Annotated in this window: 16 protein-coding genes; 6 read left to right on the top strand and 10 right to left on the bottom strand. The window is 43.7% G+C overall.

Features of this window, described 5'->3' with window-relative positions:
* Positions 1 to 134 precede the first annotated feature (134 nt).
* The 3 genes from AB6D06_RS11595 to AB6D06_RS11585 form a co-directional block, all read right to left on the bottom strand.
* On the bottom strand, positions 135 to 1,589 hold the full coding sequence (locus tag AB6D06_RS11595) for an FAD-dependent oxidoreductase (RefSeq protein WP_017060081.1): 1,455 nt from the start codon (positions 1,587 to 1,589) through the stop codon (positions 135 to 137).
* A gap of 531 nt (positions 1,590 to 2,120) precedes the next feature.
* Complete coding sequence (locus AB6D06_RS11590) at positions 2,121 to 4,559, bottom strand: ABC transporter permease (RefSeq protein ID WP_372110254.1); 2,439 nt, start codon at positions 4,557 to 4,559, stop codon at positions 2,121 to 2,123.
* Position 4,560: 1 nt separating this feature from the next.
* On the bottom strand, positions 4,561 to 5,235 hold the full coding sequence (locus tag AB6D06_RS11585; RefSeq protein WP_004730959.1) for an ABC transporter ATP-binding protein: 675 nt from the start codon (positions 5,233 to 5,235) through the stop codon (positions 4,561 to 4,563).
* On the opposite strand from AB6D06_RS11585, the gene AB6D06_RS11580 reads away from it, so the two are divergent.
* The 5 genes from AB6D06_RS11580 (at position 5,234) to mrdA (ending at position 13,270) form a co-directional block, all read left to right on the top strand.
* Entirely contained in the window at positions 5,234 to 5,851 is a 618-nt protein-coding gene (locus AB6D06_RS11580) for an arylesterase (protein WP_017060079.1), read from the top strand. The two genes, AB6D06_RS11585 and AB6D06_RS11580, sit on opposite strands and share 2 nt — an antisense overlap.
* A gap of 81 nt (positions 5,852 to 5,932) precedes the next feature.
* The gene (gene fabV, locus AB6D06_RS11575; protein WP_017067782.1) at positions 5,933 to 7,132 is read left to right on the top strand and encodes an enoyl-ACP reductase FabV; all 1,200 of its coding nucleotides are present in this window, start codon (positions 5,933 to 5,935) and stop codon (positions 7,130 to 7,132) included.
* Between the two features lie 179 nt (positions 7,133 to 7,311).
* The gene (locus AB6D06_RS11570) at positions 7,312 to 9,219 is read left to right on the top strand and encodes an EAL domain-containing protein (protein ID WP_372110251.1); all 1,908 of its coding nucleotides are present in this window, start codon (positions 7,312 to 7,314) and stop codon (positions 9,217 to 9,219) included.
* 120 nt (positions 9,220 to 9,339) lie between these two features.
* Entirely contained in the window at positions 9,340 to 10,995 is a 1,656-nt protein-coding gene (locus AB6D06_RS11565) for a P-loop domain-containing protein (RefSeq protein WP_372099359.1), read from the top strand.
* A 376-nt stretch (positions 10,996 to 11,371) separates the two neighbouring features.
* Entirely contained in the window at positions 11,372 to 13,270 is a 1,899-nt protein-coding gene (gene mrdA, locus AB6D06_RS11560) for a penicillin-binding protein 2 (protein WP_017060075.1), read from the top strand.
* A gap of 145 nt (positions 13,271 to 13,415) precedes the next feature.
* On the opposite strand, the gene AB6D06_RS11555 is transcribed toward mrdA, so the two are convergent.
* Positions 13,416 to 14,036: a DNA-J related domain-containing protein gene (locus tag AB6D06_RS11555; protein WP_029235437.1), complete on the bottom strand. Its 621-nt coding sequence runs from the start codon at positions 14,034 to 14,036 to the stop codon at positions 13,416 to 13,418.
* Positions 14,037 to 14,345: 309 nt separating this feature from the next.
* Complete coding sequence (locus tag AB6D06_RS11550; RefSeq protein WP_136974601.1) at positions 14,346 to 15,185, bottom strand: isopenicillin N synthase family oxygenase; 840 nt, start codon at positions 15,183 to 15,185, stop codon at positions 14,346 to 14,348.
* Between the two features lie 201 nt (positions 15,186 to 15,386).
* On the opposite strand from AB6D06_RS11550, the gene AB6D06_RS11545 reads away from it, so the two are divergent.
* Positions 15,387 to 15,995, top strand: coding sequence for a DUF2238 domain-containing protein (locus AB6D06_RS11545; protein ID WP_372110249.1), 609 nt, complete (start codon positions 15,387 to 15,389; stop codon positions 15,993 to 15,995).
* Positions 15,996 to 16,120: 125 nt separating this feature from the next.
* Here AB6D06_RS11545 and AB6D06_RS11540 read toward each other — a convergent pair whose 3' ends face one another.
* The 5 genes from AB6D06_RS11540 to AB6D06_RS11520 form a co-directional block, all read right to left on the bottom strand.
* Entirely contained in the window at positions 16,121 to 16,372 is a 252-nt protein-coding gene (locus AB6D06_RS11540) for a hypothetical protein (RefSeq protein ID WP_017060071.1), read from the bottom strand.
* A gap of 21 nt (positions 16,373 to 16,393) precedes the next feature.
* The gene (locus AB6D06_RS11535; protein WP_017064603.1) at positions 16,394 to 17,299 is read right to left on the bottom strand and encodes a DMT family transporter; all 906 of its coding nucleotides are present in this window, start codon (positions 17,297 to 17,299) and stop codon (positions 16,394 to 16,396) included.
* 48 nt (positions 17,300 to 17,347) lie between these two features.
* Entirely contained in the window at positions 17,348 to 19,039 is a 1,692-nt protein-coding gene (locus AB6D06_RS11530) for an SgrR family transcriptional regulator (protein WP_017069657.1), read from the bottom strand.
* Positions 19,040 to 19,192: 153 nt separating this feature from the next.
* Positions 19,193 to 19,426 (bottom strand): DUF3389 domain-containing protein, encoded by a 234-nt coding sequence (locus AB6D06_RS11525; protein ID WP_017064605.1) that lies wholly within the window; start codon positions 19,424 to 19,426, stop codon positions 19,193 to 19,195.
* 95 nt (positions 19,427 to 19,521) lie between these two features.
* Positions 19,522 to 19,947 (bottom strand): hotdog fold thioesterase, encoded by a 426-nt coding sequence (locus AB6D06_RS11520; RefSeq protein WP_017060067.1) that lies wholly within the window; start codon positions 19,945 to 19,947, stop codon positions 19,522 to 19,524.
* Positions 19,948 to 20,016: the final 69 nt, after the last annotated feature.

Raw genomic sequence — 20,016 nt, 5'->3', positions numbered from 1 at the left:
CAACTAGGAAGATGTCATTTAGATGAGGTTCGGTATCTAAGCAGATGTTGAAATGAAGATTCGGCTTACCTATTACAGTAAGCCGAATTGAAGAAATTAAACGCAGTCGATGATGATAGACTAATTATAGGCTATTAAGCGTGATCTTGACCTGACACCTTGGCAAGCGCTTCTGGGTATCCACGTTCTTGTGTCAAATCTATCGCTCTGTTTTCAATATCATTTAGATTAAGTGACATTGTCACTGAGTGTGTGTCTTCAATAGATGCCGCCTCTGATACATCAAACCATTGCTCAGCGACCTTTTGTGCCGCTTCTAATGTTGAAGAAGCTTTTACTACTTCAAGTCGAGCATAGCGATCCCCACAGAATGAAACGTCTGAAGCTCTTAAGCTTGGATCGGTTCCCGGAATCTGTTGTGCACCAAACAAAGGTTTACCACCGACCAATGCAGAACTGAAACTTGGGATGAACTGAGACATATGCGTTATTGCCGCGCGAGTTCTTAATTCAAGCTGATCTTCACTCCAACCCGATACGATTTTCTTAAGCAGCTTCGAAGGCAACTGTGGCTGTGACGAGTCTGTTGACGATGAAACAAGCCCACCCTCAAACAGAGTAATCCCTTCTGTCATGCCGTGAAGTTGGAACACACCATCAGCATACGGCGTTAATTGCGCCATGCCTTGCGGTGTGCCTCTCGGGCCATGGAAGATAACTTCTGGCCACTCTTCCTTACATTCTTGCGAATATGGCCACTCTGTAACGTATGCAGCTTTAAACTCAACAAGTCTTTGCTGCTTAGAGCCAACAAAGTCATCTACGATACCCGTTTCAAACCCACTCGCATTAATCAAGTAATCGGTCGTTAGTTGGCAGCTTTGGTTTTCGGCATCGGTATAAGTCAAAGACCAACCTTGACCTGTCGACTCAACAGATTGTAATCGGCTGTTGGTTAACACAGTACAGTTAGCTTGTTGCCCCAAAGAGAGTTGAGCGGTCGCAGAAAGTCGGAATACGCTCCAGCCATACTCTTGGACCATCGCAACAGGATACTTTAGGGTCTCTAAATCCGTATGCTTGGCGAAAGGAATACACCAATCATCAAGCGATGTTGGTTTCAGAGGCTGTGTTTTCGCAGAAAGTGCTAATAAATCTTCTTTGCTGTACAGCTTATAATACTCTTCCGGATCACCGAGCACTTGGTTGCTTTTATCTTGTTTAACAAGATCGGCATAAGCGCTTTTGATTATCTTGAGACGAGGAAGCAGATCCAACGGCTCTCCACCATCACTGTGCGGAACGGCGATGATTGTCGGACGAATATTGATCGTATGAGGGAATAAGCGGACGGTATCAATTGACTGTGTGAGCAATTGAAGACACTGCTCTACAGAAATATCTCGATACAAATTGCCGCCAGCGTGCAGGTGGCAAATTGGTGGACCATTAACCAAACTCGGCCCTTTTTCTAAGATAGTGACCTTAAAACCCAACTCACTAAAGTGAATCGCGCTCGTTGTTCCGGCAATACCACCACCAACAATGGCAATAGAAGGTTGATTTGTATCCGTTTTGTTGTGGTTCATCGTGTTCTGTAGAATAAGATTAACTGCCTCTATTCTACTTTTGTTCTGCGATGAATTAAAACACATTTTTATCAAGGTCTTAGATAGGCGGGATTTAATATCTATGTAAAAAACATAAATAATCTCTTGACTCAATAACTCCAGATAGGGTTTTAAAGGTTATTCTAACAGTCAAATTTGTCCTAAGTGACGCCACATAAAGGCTGCCTCAGTACTCTTAAAACATAGCGGTTAACTTATCCCTAAAGTTATCCACCGTTTTTGTGGATAACTGTTGATAACGTTCTTGCTAAGTTGCGCAAACCCTTTGTTTACAGGGACTAACCGCTGTTCATTAAATCGGCATTATTGGGTAATTAGTTTTAAAAAATGCTAAAACAGTGGAATCTAAGGTGCGATATTTTTTACTTATGCTACCGGTTGGTTAAATAAAAAACGGTCTAAAGCGACGTATTATAAATAGTGCATGACTAAGTATAAATAATCTCACTTTTAGACCGTTTTAAGCGCTTGGCTAGATCTCGCTAACGACTAGCCAAAATCCTTGTTTACTGGTGCCAACAAACGTTTGATTAAGCTATTCACTACCGCGGCTAATGTGATGAACGTTAGCACCGGTAGCGCTATCCACAACATCGGGTGAAGTGAAGGTTGTAACTCAAAACCAAAGTTCATCACTCCTGCCACGCTAAGCTCAGAACCAAGGGCTGCAATTGAGCCTGCGACTAACGCCATTAAACCGTACTCACACCAAATAGTATTGAGAATTCGCTTCTTACTCGCGCCTAATGTTCGATACAAGCGTATCTCTTGTTGTCTTTGAGATAAGCTCAATCGCAATAGAGTGAAGATAAGCAACAGCCCCGCCACCACACCTAACGCCGCAAGTACGGTAATCGACCAAACAATCTGCTTAAGCAACTCTTGGATCTTGCTACCCATCTTACGAATATCCATCAAACTCACGGTTGGATGATTTCGAGAGAGTTCGTTGAGCATCTGATTGTGTTGTTCTTCTAATCTGAAGCTCACTAGCCAAGTAGAAGGGATTGAACTCAAGACATCTGGAGTAAAAATGAAGTAGAAGTTCGGCTTCATTTCTCGCCACTCGACTTTGCGGATGCTATTCACCTTGGCAGAAACATTCTGGCTGTTGATTGTGAATGACAGCTCATCGCCAATCTTTAGATCCAGTTGCTCCGCGACATCCGATTCTACAGATACGCCATGCTCTTGTGTCCAGTTACCTTCTAATACTTCATTGTACTTAGGTAAGCTATCTCCCCAAGTGAAGTTGATCTCACGGCTTAGTGCGTCTGTTTCTCCAGAGGTATCACTGTATTCCGATGCTTCGACACCGTTTATCGTCGTCAGTCGTCCTCGGATAATTGGAAACGCTTGAGTACGCTCTACTTCGTTTGCATCAATCGTCTCGAGATAACTGTCTTTTTCATAGCTTGCAATGTTAAGTGCAAACGCATTTGGTGCGTTCTCGGGTAAGGTTTGCTGCCAATCTGACAGTAAATCACTTCTTACCAACCAGATGATAGACAGCAACATCAGTGAAAGCGCTAAAGAGCCAAATTGAATCCCCGTTGCTAAAGGTGTGCGATTAATTCTGCTCAATGCTAAACGCATAGACGTAGATGTCGGTAACTTGCCAACCAAACGCAGAACAAGCGTACTAACGACCGCAAGTACTAAGAACAGGCAAGCGATACCCGCTAGAACTATCCATACCAATAGATTGTCGCCATACATCAGCATCATTGGAATAATCGGTACCAGTAACAACAAATATTTCTTGTAGCTTTCATTGGACTGGTGACTTGATTGGATAACGCTGATTGCCGAGGTATTGACCAAGCCAATTAACGGGATACCAAGAGCAGGAACACCAATTAAGATGCTTGATAAAATCGCCAAGATTGCAGGTTCAATACCATAGCTAGGAAGTGGCGTTGGTAATAAGTCACCCAGAGGTATACGAAGCAAAAACTCTAAGCCGATACCGATAGTTATTCCCAGTACTGCACCGATAACCACTAATAAAGATACCTGTACAGACAACCATTTAACGATCCACTGCTTGCTTGCACCCAAACTCTTAAGCATCGCGATGGTTTTACGGCGACTCGCAACATAATGTTGGCAAGTGAGTACCAAAGTGGTCGCAGCCATGATCACAACAATAGCAACGGTTAACGAAAGATATTGAGTCGTGCTTTCGAACATGTCGTTAGTACGGCTCGCAGAATCTTGAGTACGCCAGCGATCGCTTGGTGTTAATTCTACGCTGTCTTGCGCGGCTTGCAGTTTTGTATCATCACCGTTGAGAAACAGCCTAAAACTAACACGACTGCCCGGTTGAATCGCTCCCGTGGCATCAATATCGCTTGTATGAATCAGAACGGCTGGCATCTGTTGGAATGGGTTAAAGCTTAAGCCTGGTTCTTGAGTGATTCGTCCAGTTATCGCTAAATCGGCATCGCCAATAGTGACAACGTCACCAATCTCAACCTCTAACTGTGCAAATATACGCTCGTCTAACCAAAGTTCCCCTGGCTCAACATGGTTACTTGATGCTTTATCAGCACCCACTAAGATCATTTCACCGCGTAATGGATAATTACTTTCAACCGCTTTCACCGTCACTAACTGCATCGAGTTGTCACTGAATGCCATGGTTGAAAAACGAGTCAACTGAGAGCTTTCTAACTGTTCAACTTGAGTGAGGTCTAATAAGGATTGTGGAACTGGGTTTGCTGAGATAAACACGCTATCAGCAGTAAGCGCATCTTTGCCCTGCTTAACAATTACCTGCTCCATACGTTCGGCCAACGCCGACAATGCAAATACACAAGCAATAATAAGCGTTAAAGCGATTGAAACTGGCCAAAGCTGACCGTGTCGAATCTCTTCGATACTCCATGAAAACAGGCGTTTATTCAGTCCGTTTGATGAATTCAATTTAGACTTCCTCTATCTGACCGACATGCATCTTGAGTGTTCTTTGGCAACGTTGTGCAAGCTTAGGATCGTGTGTCACCAAAACTAAAGTTGTGCCGTGGGATGAGTTCAATTCAAACAACAACTCAACAATTTTGGCTGCCGTTTGTTGGTCTAGGTTGCCTGTGGGTTCATCGGCAAAAAGAATTTTTGGCTTAATCATAAATGCGCGCGCCAACGCGACCCTTTGTTGTTCACCACCAGATAGCTGCGACGGTAAGTGATCAAGCCTGTCTTTCAAGCCTACTGATTCAAGCAGAGCAGTCGCGCGTTCGATGTCTTCGTCTTCTCCCTTTAACAAACAAGGTAACGTGACATTTTGTAGCGCTGAAAGACTTGGAATTAACAAGAAGCTTTGAAATACAAACCCTACCGATTCACTGCGGATCTTCGCTCTTGCCTCGTCATCAAGCTGTGAAAGTGGCTGTCCTAATAAACTGATTTCGCCTTTCGTTGGTACATCAAGACCAGCAAGCAGCGTCATTAAGGTCGATTTACCCGCGCCAGACGTGCCGACAATCGCGACAGTTTCGCCTTCACGAATATCGATATCGACGTGCTCTAGGATTGTTAAATGTTCTTGATTAGTAGACACTGTCTTCGAAACAGCTTCTGCTTTAATGATGGATGTATGCATGACTCGACTAATTTCCTTTTTATTCTTTATTTTATTTTCAACCGCTTCTTTGGCTCAAGATACCCGCTTAGATTCTAAGTTACTGGTCCTTGGTGATAGCCTGAGTGCTGGTTACAACATGGACATCAAACAGAGTTGGCCAAGCCTGTTACCAGACGCGTTAGCAAAGCATGACAAAACGGTAACCGTGGTTAACGGGAGTATTTCTGGTGATACAACGGGCAATGGTTTAGCCCGCCTACCACAATTGCTTGAAGAACATGCTCCAGACACCGTTCTTATCGAACTTGGTGCGAATGATGGACTTCGTGGTTTCCCACCTAAGCTGATGTCTGCAAATCTTGAGCAGATCATTGAGCAGATAAAAGCTGCGGGCGCCAAACCTATAATGATGCAGATTAAAATCCCACCAAATTACGGAAAGCGTTACAACCAGCAGTTTGAATACGTTTTTGCAGCGCTTGCTGATCAACAAAACGTGCCACTTTTGCCGTTTTTCCTAGAGCATATCATCCTCAAACCTGAGTGGATGATGAACGATGGACTGCATCCAAAACCAGAAGCTCAACCTTGGATTGCTGAATTCGTCGCCGAAGAATTATATCAGTATCTTTAAGTTTTAATGGTCTAGCTCAATAAATTTTACACAGCTTTACGTTAGCCTGAGTGCATATCACCGTTAACTGTAAGGTTATTTATGCTGATCGAACCTGTTATCAAGGGTGTGGTAGCCAAAAGCGCTCACCCTCTTGGCTGTCAAGAAGCCGTAAAGCAACAAATCAAGTTTGTTAAGAGTGCGCCGCAAATCAAAGATGGGCCTAAACGAGTACTGATTATCGGCGCTTCCTCAGGCTTTGGCCTTGCCGCTCGTATTGCCCTTACCTTTGGCGGCGCAAAAGCTGACACTATCGGCGTCTCATTCGAGCGCGGTCCAAACGAAAAATCCCTAGGTAGTGCTGGTTGGTACAACAACATCTACTTCAAAAAAGAAGCCGAACGAGAGCAACGCACTGCTATCAACATCGTTGGCGACGCATTTTCGCAAGAAACACGCTCACAAGTTGTCGAAGCCATTGAAACCTACTTCGAAGGTGAAGTGGATCTGATTATCTATAGCTTAGCTGCAGGCGTTCGTCCTAAACCAGATTCCGATGAGTTTTGGCGCTCTGCCATCAAACCTATTGGTGAAAGCGTAACTGGCGCAACCATTTCTCTGGAACACGACAACTGGGTCACCAACACGCTTGAAGCCGCGACGGAAGAAGAAGCCGAAAGCACACTCAAAGTGATGGGAGGCGAAGATTGGGAACAATGGATAGATGAGCTCATCAACGCAGAATCTATTGCTCCGGGTTGTAAGACAATCGCGTTTTCTTATGTGGGTCCAGAAGTCACACATCCTATCTATTTAGACGGTACATTGGGACGCGCTAAGATCGACCTTCACCAAACCAGCCACGCTCTTAATCTAGAGTTAGCTAACTTTGATGGCAACGCTTACGCGGCGGTATGTAAAGCCCTAGTCACTAAAGCGAGCGTTTTCATCCCTGGATTAAGCCCTTACTTACTTGCTTTGTATAAGGTGATGAAAGAGAAAGAGACCCACGAAGGTTGTATCCAACAAATGCAGCGTCTGTTTGGCAGTAAACTTTATGGTCAATCCAAAGTACCACTTGATGGTGAGCGATTGATCCGTATGGATGATTGGGAATTAGACCCAGAAACCCAAGCGCACGTAACTGAACTGCTAGAAAAGATGGACGAAAACAACTTCCAAACCTTAGGGGATTACCAAGGGTTTAAAGAAGAATTTCTACAATTAAATGGGTTTGCTCAACCATCGGTAGATTATAGCCAGAAACTTAATACAGAAGATTTTATAAAGTTAAAGCCTTAATCTAAAATTATCTCATTACTGAGACCCGGATTCACATTTGAAAACCTCTGCATAATTGCGGAGGTTTTTTCGTGCAACATTTCTTATACTTATTAAACGTAAGGTTCATAGTTCTCTTTGGTTCATCATAATTAACACAGGATGTGTTGATGCATTTAGCATAATTGACTCGGAGTCATATGAAGAAGATAAAAACAGTAGACTTAGATATCCCAGACGATATGGTGTCTGGTTGGCAAAATATTGTCGACCTCTTGGCTCAAATCACTCAAGTGCCCGCCGCACTGATCATGCGTGTTCACGCCAATTATATTGAAGTATTCTCGACCAGCCGAAATGAAAATAACCCTTACAACAAAGGTGATTCTGAAACCCTAGGCAATGGGCTTTACTGTGAGACGGTGATGGATTCCCAGCAGCAACTTGTGGTACCCAATGCGCTTGCCGATGTTGATTGGGAAAACAACCCCGACACGAAGCTTGGCTTAATCTCTTATTGTGGCATTCCGCTGCTTTGGCCGAATGGTGAATTATTTGGCACTATCTGCATTTTAGACTCGAAAGAAAACCACTACACCCCTACTTATATCAAACTGTTAGAGAGCTTTCGGACTTCGATTGAATCTCAGCTTAAAACCCTATTCCAACACGCCAAGCTTACCCAAATGAATCGCGACCTAAAAAACCGCGTTTACAATCGCACTAAAGATCTCGCGAGCCTTAATTACTCGTTGAATCAAGAAATTGATAAACGAAAAGCGGCTGAACAGAAGATTAACTTCCAAAAGAATCACGACCTCGGCACCGGCTTTTTAAACCGAAACGCATTTGAATCTCGCTTAAACCACAAGCTACTGTCACAGAGAAGGCTGACAGACAGCTCATTTGCAGTCGTTCATATTGGTTTTACCAACGGTAGACGCATACAAGCACGCTACGGCTATAACGCGTTAGACCAAGTGCTTGTTGAATACCGAAAACGCATCGACTGTATTTCTGATATCGATGTATTAACTGCACGCCCTACTTCGGTTGACCTCGTATTGGCGTTTAGCGTTAAAGATTTACACCATCGCCTTGAAGAACTTTGCCAGACGCTCGTTAAAGTTGGTCATTCAGAATTCGACATCGAAAGTGACAAAGTGCATTTGCACGCGTTTATTGGGATTGCAATTACGAACGACGAAGATGACGCGGAAAGCATTCTGCAGAAATCTTCTGAAGCGATGTTAGCCTGCAAAGATTCAGGACAAAAGTTCGCTTACTACTCTCAATCCCATACCGAAGAACAAACTCACATTAATAAGATCGAAGGCTATTTGCTTCAAGCCGTTCGTAATGATGACCTTATGCTCTACTTTCAACCCAAAGTTAGCCCGTTGACGCATCGCTGGGTCGGTGCTGAAGCTTTGCTTCGTTGGCGACATCCTGTTTTGGGTCATATCTCTAACGAAACCCTGATCCACATGGCTGAACAAAACGGTTTGATTTTCGAAGTGGGCAGCTTTGTTTTACGCAATGCGATTGAAAAAGCCAAAGAGTGGTCCGAATACGTTGAAGATTTCAAGATGGCTGTGAATGTGTCTGCAATTCAACTCAAGAACGTACACTTTGCGGAACAAGTGGTTCACCTACTCGAAACCTATCATTTAGAGCCTCGTTTCTTAGAACTTGAAGTTACGGAGAGTGGACTGATAGCAGATGAAGTGGTTGCCAAGAATACCTTGGGATCTTTGCACGATATTGGCGTTACATTGTCACTAGATGACTTCGGTACGGGCTACGCCTCCTTCAGTTATCTGAAGAAGTTCCCATTCGACACCATTAAGATTGATAAGAGCTTTATCGACCAAATGCTCAACTCACACGAAGACTCGGAAATTGTTCGTTCTATTGTCCAAATTGCCAAAAAGCTCGACTTAAAAGTGACGATTGAAGGCATAGAAACGGAGGTTCAGGAGCAATTTATTATTAACGAAGGCTGCGATGTGGGCCAAGGTTACCTTTACGGAAGACCAATGCCGAGCCAAGAATTCGAACACAGCTTAATCAATCAAAACTATTTGGGGACAACTCGTTACGCTTAAAGCGAAAAAGAGCAGTTAGTTTTGGATTTAGGCCTACTTTCTCTTTACTCTAAAGGTGGTGATTTTTATAATCGCCGCCTTTCTGTTTTTATCTTTCCCCTTATATAGGCATTCCTCGTTATGGATCAGTTGACTGCAAAGCTTAAAAAGCTCGAAAAACAAAACTACCGTGCATATCAACAAATTAAAGGTCAATACGACTTTGCTGATTTTGAATTACACATCGACCACATCCAAGGTGACCCATACGCGTCAGCTTCTCGTTTTCGTGCAACGCGCGCGTGGTCTTTGACCGGGTTAGATTGGCTGAAAGAAAAATCTTACGAATACCAAGTAGCCGCTCGTGACTTTATCGCACGTAGCTTCTCTGAGTTCGCGAAACAAGAGTCGACCGTTTCTATCGCGCTGACGGGTCAAACCGTATTAGACAACACAGCTGTTGTATTCACAGACCACGGCATCGAAATTCGTTTCCGCATTAATTTACCAGCTGATGGTCGTAGCATTCTTGCTAAGAAAGCGAACAACATCATCACTTTCTACTTACCGAAGTTTATTCGTCGCGCGACGCTTGAGCGTGAGTTAAACATCGATGCAATGATCAAACATTGTGAAACGATTGAAGACCAAGAAGCGCTGCGTGCTCAATTGGATGAAAACAACCTAGCCGCTTTCGTTGCAAACGGCAGTGTGTTACCTCGTATCGCGGGTAACTGCGACCTTCCAATGAAAAACGCGGTACCTTTCGCGGCTCCAGAATCATTGAGTGTTACGTTAAATACTCCAAACCAAGGTGACGTGACCGGCCTAGGCATTCCAAAAGGCATTACGCTGATCGTTGGTGGTGGTTTCCATGGTAAATCGACACTGTTGAACGCCGTTGAACGTTCTATCTACAACCATATTCCTGGTGACGGTCGCGAAGGCATTGTAACTGCGATTGATACGATGAAGATCCGCGCTGAAGATGGTCGATGTGTGCACAGCTTGAACCTGTCAAACTACATCAACCATTTACCAATGCAGAAAGACACATCTGACTTCAGCACACAAGATGCGTCAGGTTCTACGTCTCAAGCGGCTTGGTTACAAGAATCGATTGAAGCCGGCGTTCAAACTCTACTTATCGATGAAGATACGTCAGCGACTAACTTCATGATTCGTGACGAGCGTATGCAAGCGCTAGTGTCAAAAGGTGATGAGCCAATCACACCACTTGTCGACCGCATTGGTCAGCTTCGTGAAGAGATGGATATCTCTACCATTGTTGTAATGGGTGGCTCTGGTGATTACCTAGATGTCGCGAACACTGTGATTCAAATGCACGACTACCAAGCGGTAGATGTGACTGAAAAAGCAAAAGACGTGATTGCTCAGCACCCTACTCAGCGTACTAACGAATGTGAAACTGCTTTAGAAACGTTTGTACCGCGTTCATTGAACCGTGCTTCACTGATGAACATTCTGACTGACGGTAAATTCCGTGTTAATGCTAAAGGCAAAGAGTCACTACGTTTTGGTAAAGAGTTTGCAGACCTTTCTGCGCTTGAGCAATTAGAATCACCGTCTGAAGTGAATGCGATCGGTTGGGCTTGGTTCCAATTCGCACAAACTCCAGGTTGGTCAAACAACCCTGCTAAAGAGTTTAACGCTATTTTAGAAAACGAATGGCACGCTAACATGCCTAACTACGGTGACCTAGCGAAACCAAGAACGTTAGATGTGATGGCTGCTCTGAACCGTATGCGTAAATCTCAGTTCAAGCCTTCGAACTGATTTCGTTAAATATCGGATTTATTGTGCTTCTAGGTTTTTGAAGTTTTAATCTTCTAATTTACTAAAGCTTCTAAGCCACTAAATAAGCAAATTAACCTTCTACGGCTCTCATTCTGAGGGCCGTAAATTTATCTAACCTCTTTTGACCTAACCTCTAGTGTCGTCAAAACTCTTGAACTTTATAAATTCATAAAACCAATCTTTACATCAATTACTTATCATCTTTTGTAATGAGAAAATTAAAGGCACTGTTTACCGCCATCTAATGCTGTCGATCCCTCAAAACATGACACAGCTTTTACAAAACCCTAGTGATATTCAGATAAAGTCCCGATTCGACAAGTGTAACCAAATGTAACAGACCCTTGAGGCTTCAATGAATCATAAACGCGTTAAGATGCGTGACCATAAAATCGAAGTGAACCTATTCAAAAACCGCGTAATCGTCGCGTTTTGTGGGATCTTGATGTTCACTCTTGTCTTAGTCGGCAATCTATACCGACTTCAAGTTGAAAATTTTAAAAGCTATCAAACTCGTGCCGATGGCAACAGAATCAAAGTATTACCTATCGCCCCTACTCGTGGACTTATTTACGACCGTAACGGCGTGTTGCTTGCAGAGAACAAGCTTGTCTTTGATCTAACCATGATTCCTGAGCAAACCGATGATGTCGATGCAATGCTCACCAAGCTAGACAAATATGTCCCCCGTGATGCAGAGCAGATCGCTCGTTTCAAAAAACGCTATCACAACACCCGCCGTTTTAAATCTGTGACTATTCTAGAGAACTTAACGGAGGAAGAGATCGCCAAGTTCTCCGTGCACCAGTACCAGTTCCCCGGCTTATCTATAGATACCAGCTTAAAGCGTTTTTACCCGAATGGTGAGGTGCTTACCCATGTTCTTGGTTACGTGGCGCACATCAATGATAGCGATCTCAGAAAGCTTGAAGAACAAGGGATAGAAGCGAATTATCAAGCTACAACAATCATAGGAAAACTGGGTGTTGAACGTTATTACGAAGATATTCTGCACGGCACCAAAGGTTATCAAGAAGTCGAAGTAAACAGCCGTGGGCGAATAGTCCGAACCATTGAGTACGTGCCGCCAGTAGCTGGTAAAGATATCGTGTTAAATATTGACCTTGAGCTGCAAAAATACGTCTTTGAGCAACTTGATCACCGAACTGGAAGCGCGGTTATTCTCGATCCGAAAGACAACAGCGTGTTGGCGATGGCATCAAGCCCGAGTTACGACCCTAACCTATTTGTCGACGGCATTTCGAGTAAGAACTACCAACGTTTATTGAATGATCCGGCTCACCCGTTGGTTAACCGCACCACTCTAGGCGTTTATCCTCCTGCCTCAACCGTTAAACCATTTATGGCTGTGGCAGGACTGCAAGAACATGTCATCTCTGAAGATACCATCCGTAACGACCATGGCGTTTGGAGAATTCCTGGCTCTAAACGAAACTCTAAATCGTGGCGTGACTGGAAACGTTGGGGTCACGGACCTGTCGATGTCACTCAAGCCATTGAAGAGTCGGTAGATTCATTCTTCTATCAAACCGCTTTCGATTTGGGTATTGACCGAATTTCAAGTTGGATGAACCGATTTGGATTTGGTGAACCGACAGGCATTGATATCTATGAAGAAAGTACCGCCAACATGCCGACTCGAGAATGGAAGATGATGCGTTATCGCACCCCTTGGTATCAGGGTGACACAGTTCCGATTGGTATTGGCCAAGGTTATTGGACATCGACACCTATGCAACTTGCTAAAGCAACGTCAGTATTGGTTAATCATGGTAAGGTGATGCCACCTCATATCTTAAGAGCAACCTTAGATCATGGTGAAGATTTCAGTACACAACAACTTGTCGAACCGGAGCCAATGCCCTCAATCACCGAAGTACCGGATAGAATTTGGGATGTGCCAATCAATGCGATGCGACTCGTAAACCACGGTAATCGAGGCAGCGGCAGACGTGCATTTAAGGGAACTGAATACACGAGCGGCGGTAAATCAGGAACTGCACAAGTCTTTGATCTTGCGAAAGACCAGGTCTACAACTCGAAGAAACTCGCTAGACACTTGCTTGACCATGCGCTTTACACGGCTTTCGCACCGTATGAACACCCTGAATATGTCGCAACTGTGGTTATTGAACACGGTAACGGTGGCTCAAAAGTTGGTGCGCCTTATATCCGTAAAGTACTCGACTATGCCTTTGAACATAAAAGTGGTGAGAGCAAAGATCACTCCTAACACCAATAACTTAAGTCGCTACAGCACATAACGTAGTTACCCAAAACATAGCGTAATAACGACAAAGCCCCACTTGTGTCACTCACAATGTGGGGCTTTCTGTTTTAGGGTTCTAAGCAATTAGACAGCTAAAAATGCCTGTCGATTATGAGCTTCTTAATACATGCCATGCTTCACAGAGCGTCTGAAATTTTGCGGTGTTGCCTTCGTCTCTGTCCGGATGCCATCTCAATGCCAGTTGTCGCCAACGTTTTCTAATTTCATGGTGTGTCGCGTCTAAAGGTAACTCAAACAGGTTCAATGCTCGACTTCGATCCATATCGAGTTCATCACCACCCACATACTTTCTATACCGAGTCCAAAATTCGTTCAACAGCCTTTTGACTTCACCTTCATCCGCTTCATAGTTAACCCAATTAATGTAGTATTCTCGAAGTGGGTCTTGATGATCGATGCTGTGACTGCTTCCGTGATAACGACCATTCATCAATTCGATGTCCATCGCTTGGACTTGGAGCCAACCATCTGGGTGTAAGGTTTCTTGAAGCTGATAAAGCGCATTCATGATAAGGAAGTTCTTTTTAAACAACTCTTTCTCAGGCACAGCATCCAACACTGGCACAAACCCAAGATCGTTCAGATGAGCTGCCAATGTGTGTACTTTCCATCCGCTTGGCTTTTGCTTAAGCACTTCCATTATCGGCCAAAGCAATGGGTTTTCCATATGGCAATGAAAGTTTGCTCTCACATCTTGATAATTCGACATAGTTGACTCAGTTAGCTTCTCTGAATTAATGGATTTCTAGAACTGTGGATACTATAAGTAACCTGTTTCGCATCCGTTGCGTATCTTCTTTAATTGAAAGCGATTTTCTAAGATTTGTCGAGCTTAAGGACAAACAACTTTCTAACGTTTGGCTTAAAGGCACCTTTTATCGTCAAAACTGAGTACCATTTCGTTGAATACAACCGTTAGTAATAAAGCCGCAATTCTTTGGTACGGATACAAAAAAGGTCAGCGACTTAGCTGACCTTTCACATCTATCCCAATTTTAGGGACGAAGCATTGAACTGACTAGATAACGCCAAGCTCTCTTAGACGTTCCATTAGGTATTCGTTTGCTGTGTACTTTTCAGATAGCACTACTTCTGGTTTCGGGTGAAGGAATAGAGGCAAAGAGATACGAGACTTCTCTTGGCGTTCACCTGATGGGTTGATTACACGGTGAGTTGTCGATGGGAAGTAACCACCAGATGCTTCTTGAAGCATGTCACCGATGTTGATGATCATGTTACCGAAGTCACATGGAACATCTAGCCACTCGTCATTTTGAGCTTTAACTTGAAGGCCCGGCTCGCTTGCAGCAGGAAGAACCGTCAGTAAGTTGATGTCTTCGTGTGCCGCAGCGCGGATTGCACCTGGCTCTTCATCACCTTGCATTGGTGGGTAGTGAAGAACACGAAGCAGAGTCTGTTCACTGCCGTTGATCATTTCTGATAACGCTATAGAGAATTTATCTTGTACTTCTTTAGGAGCATGAGCTTCAACCCAACCTAGCAGCTCTTGAGCAAAAGCATTCGCACGTTGGTAGTAATCTAGAATCTGTTCTTTCAGCTGCTCAGGGATTTGACCCCATGGGTATACGTGAAAGTACTCTTTGATGTCTTTTACAGTGTGGCCCTTAGCAACTTCAGACACTGAAGGTGGAAAATATCCATCTTGTGTTTCAACATTAAAGTGGAAGTTCTCTTTTTCTTCAGAGATGAAGAATTGGTACCAGTTTTCGTAAATTGACTCAACAAGCTCTTTCGGGATTGGGTGGTTCTTAAGAACACCAAAACCAGTTTCACGTAGAGAGCGAACAAATTGTTCTGCTGCGTCGTCAGCAAGGTAATCGACAGTTTCCAGTTTCATGACTTTCTTTCTTGTTATGTAGTAATAGAGCGATTTTAAGGATCGCTTTGTTGTAAATCAAACTTTTGTGAAACTCTAGCAACCGTTTGTCTAGATACTGGGCGATAACACCACTTTTCAACAAATCTGGTGATTAAGACCCAATTGAACACTGTTCATTATTGTGTAACACTATTAAAAACTTCGACGAGAGATCTTGATATGACAATCACGCCACTTGCTCAAAATCGACCATTGCTGTCATTGACGACGCTGTATCTGACTGTGTTTCTATTTTCAGCGTTCGCTCCCTCTTCAAGAGCGGTGTGGATTGCCGAAATTGTCCCAGCGCTCGCGATATTGGTGGGTATTTGGTGGTTATCAACAAAGCTCACCTTCACTAAGACAGCTTACGTTTTGATGTCTATCTGGCTGATTTTGCATACGATAGGCGCAAAATATACCTTCGCGGAAGTGCCATTTGATTGGTTCAATAACATGATAGGTTCAGAACGGAATAACTTTGACCGTGTCGCGCATTTCTCTATTGGCCTTTATGCTTACCCACTCGCTGAGTACTTGATTCGTAAAAAACTGGCTCAGCCGGTGCTGGCATGTTTCTTTGCGCTATTTGCGATTATGAGTGTTGCTGCAGGTTATGAAATTATCGAGTGGTGGTACGCGGAGATCGCAGGTGGTGATGAAGGTATCGCATTCCTTGGTTCACAAGGCGATATTTGGGATGCACAGAAAGATATGCTGTGTGACACCACGGGCGCAATTGTCTCGCTATTACTTCTTAAGCTTCAAGGGCGTGTCAATGCTTACTAAGCTCAATTATTTACACTGAGTATCAAAAGCAACGTTGAAATGCCACACACAAACCGTGCTGTGGCATTTTTAGTTTCAGCATTGTTTGCTCGTTTTAATATGACTGGTCGTTTCATCGTGACAGGTTATTTCATCGTTACCTTGCCACCAACAAACTTGTAGGCTGGCGTACCTCGAACCAAAGTGTCTCGCGCAAATTCAATCCCGCATTCAGGGCACACACATGGTTTTGTCGTGAAATCTTCAACGATACGCTCCTTAAAACATTTCACGAGTGCACCTTTGCCACCTTTCCGATACTTAAAAAGCTGCGTTTTACATTTGGCACAGAAAATCTGAACCGTCTTGGTCGGTTGTTTCTTGTTTGGTTTAGCCATAGAAGTTAATGATTGAACTCTTTATTTCTTAAGTTTAGGGGCGACAAGAACCAAGCTTATCCCTAGAAGTATAACGGTTGATGAGACTATAAATTGCATGGTGACAGGTTCAGATAAAAGTAATACACCACCAAGTGTCGCGATAACTGGAACAGAAAGCTGTGCAATAGACGCCACCACGGTATTCAGCTTTTTCACCACGTAATACCACAAACTATAACCCACACCAGAAGCCACAGAGCCCGATATAACCGCGTAAATCAAACCTTGTTCAGTGATAGACACTTGCGTTAACGCATTAGGAATCAAAACTAACAAGCTTAATGCCAAAAGGATAACTAGCGAACTGAATCCAAAGTTAGCGGTGGTCGATTGCAGTGCGTTTGACGATGTCTTTCCTGCCAATGTGTAAATGCCCCACCCAACTCCGGCCAGAGACATCAAGATAATAGAAACTAAATCAGGTGCCTGTGTCGATTCCGTTGGCATTAATAAATAAACAAGCCCTGCTACCGATAACAAACATCCGCCCCATTCAATCAATGACATTCTGTTGCCAGAAAACAAGTGCGCGGCAATCATCGTAAATTGCACCGCGACAAACAACACCAGAGCACCAAGACCTGCGCCAAGCTCTAAGTAAGCAAACGAAAAACCAAACATATACACGAGCAGTGACAATATTGATGTGAGTTGAAACTGTGATTTTAGCTTTGTGTATAGCGATGTGTTACTTGCTAACTCACTTTTAGCTTTAGATTGGGAAGATAAAGCTAATAAAATCAAAAGCGTAAGCGCACCAGATAAGATGCGAACGATCGAAAAGCTCAAAGGATCGATCGTTTGATCCATTAAGGCCCAGCGACACAGAACTGAATTCGCAGCAAATGCCACCAGCGTAATAAATGTAACCATCAGAGTTTGCATCGTTTTTCCTAAATGAGTTATTTGGTCCTAATTGAATTTTCTTGGATTTCAATCAACGTCAGGCTTCACCCAAACTTGGCTAAAGTCGAACCAACCTAATGCATTACATTTCGCGTTTTGCAACGTACCACATTGATCTTTATTAACGCCTAACCAGCAATGGAACATCGGGATCAATTGATTGCTTTGGACCAGTTGTTTACCTAACTGTCGTGCTGGGAATTGCTCGAATTCACCAGAACGCCAACGGTCAATCATGTGACACCATTGGTCGAAGTCCTCTGCCGGGCTAGATTCATCAAGAAAACTGTAGTCCATTAACCAGCCAGCCAAGGCGTCGTCTCTGTTATTGGCGATGCCCATAGGGTTAATCCAAACATCAACATCATCGGCGTGCGGAGGATCGGTTTCGTAACCGTAAAGATCAACATCGACGTTGTATTGCTTCAGCACCGTGACAATCGCCTTTGCAAGCGTTGGGAACATTGGGTGTTGGCATTGATACGCTAATCTTATGGTAGGCTTCGAATCTGCTGGTGGACAAACGGGCACTTTTAACTTTATGTCATACCAACCGGGTTTTATCCCATAAGCGTGTAACACGCCCAAATCGATAACAGTCTCTTTTGGAATATGAACAAACAGATCCGCCGCATTCAACGCGTTAGATAAAAACTGTGCCCATGCGGGATCTTGTGCAATACCCTTCTTTCTATTAAGCAGTAAATACGTGCAACCAGGATCGAGTTCTACTTCATCGCTATCGCCACGGTCGGCCATAACAGGCTTAGATAGGCTTGGGTAAACCATTGAAGAATAAGCCTCATCCACCACCCAAACTTCAACGCGATCAATTAACGGTCTGAAACCAAAGTACCCATTGAAAGCGGTTAACACGAGTTGTTTCTCGTCGTTCTTTTCAATGCGATAAGGTCCCGTTCCAATCGGTCGAATATCGTAGTCTTCACCACGTAAAGTGATCGGTAATGTGACTTTAGCGACCGATTCCGTTAGTGCGAGGGGAAAATACTTGTCTGGACGTGTGAGAAAAACATCTACTACACAATTTGCAGGTGAAGAGACATCTTTGATATGCGAAAACATGTTGAGAGGTTCGAGTGCAAGCAGTGTATCCACAACATGATTGGTTAACAGAGGTTCCCCGTTATGGAAACGAACACCGGGTCTCAAGAAGAATCGCCATTGGTAATCGCTGATTTTTTGCCATGAATGAGCAAGATCGGGTTGAAGTTGGTCATTCTCATCTAGACGAGTCAACCCACTGAATACCTGACAAGCGATATGTTGCTCTGAACGACGCATCGATTTGGTTGGGTTAAGCATTGAAAGCGGCCGGTAATAAGGCAAACGAATAACTTGTTCGCCTTCTTGATACTGTACGCCCAAGTAGTTTTGAATAACTTGCGTGAGTTTGGCAGCATTGTGATCAAGCACTGACAGCGCCTGTCCAATTTTTCCTTCCTGCAAGTAGCGTCTTGCTAAGTTCTCGCTGACATCACAACGATTCTGTTTAAAGATAAGTTGAGATAACTTTCCTCGACCTGCTGCAGGTAACCATTCTACCCACCCTTCTTCTTCAAGCTTGTTGAGTACCATTCGGGCATTACGACGGGTACAACAAAGCACATCCGTGATGTCGTCGAGTTGAACATCAGAATCTTTACCATCGAAGTATTCAAACAGGGTTTCAAATTGAACGCGAAGTCTTGGGCTGCTCATAAAGAGGAAAACTTATTCAAAGGACATTGAATTCAGTTTCCCTATTTTATGGCGTAAAATCAATATTACTGACACAATTTTATTGTGAATTATGAGTACGACATCCTAAGATGTTATTCAATCTTAAGGGTTAAGTGCCTTTACCGTAAAGGATTACATTACATCGCAGCCAATTTCATTAGCGATTTCACGGAGCTGCTGTTCATCGTCTAATTTTATCGACCATTTACACTCAGAACCGTTAGCTGAAATAACATTTGCCCCTTTTCCGATCAATTGAATTGCATCAACTTGGGCTTGCAGCGTGACTCTATGCTCCCCATCTAAACGAACAACCAATTCATGTGCGGTTGCGATGACTTTTCCACTTTTAAACGTTATGACCATGGGCTTCTCGGGTTACTTCTTTAAATACTGATTGCTTGTTCTAAGTACTGATTACTTCTTCTAAAGACAAAACCAGCGTACGACTGCCTAGTCTGTTATCGCTTATGTTTCTTAACGGCAATGGTTAAACGGCTGGTACAAACTAAGCGTTGACGATCATCAGTGATATTGATCTGCCATACTTGAGTAGAGACGCCCAAGTGAATAGGCTCAGCAGTACCAATGACATGCCCTTCACGCATTGACCTTACGTGGTTCGCATTGATATCGAGCCCAACGCAATAATAGCCTTCTGGTACGCAGAAGTTTGCAGCCAATGAGCCAAGCGTTTCTGCTAGCACAACCGATGCGCCGCCATGAAGCATACCCAGTGGTTGGTGCGTAAAGTGACAAACCGGCATGGTTGCTACCAAAGAATTGTCATTTACTTCGGTGTAAACAATGTTGAGGTGTTCAATTAAGGTATTTTTTGAGGTCGCGTTGAAGGTATCTAGGTCAACGGGCTTTTTCCAAATACTCATATAGGTTCCTTAATTATTGATCTTGTTATCGCGTGCATAGCTTTTTTCTATATTACCGCTGTTAGTTAT

This window comes from Vibrio sp. 10N.239.311.G01 (assembly GCF_041465805.1).
GTDB classification, from domain to species: Bacteria; Pseudomonadota; Gammaproteobacteria; order Enterobacterales; family Vibrionaceae; genus Vibrio; species Vibrio crassostreae_C.
Note: the sequence above shows the minus strand (reverse complement) of the source record. Positions and strands in the feature narration are given on the sequence as shown.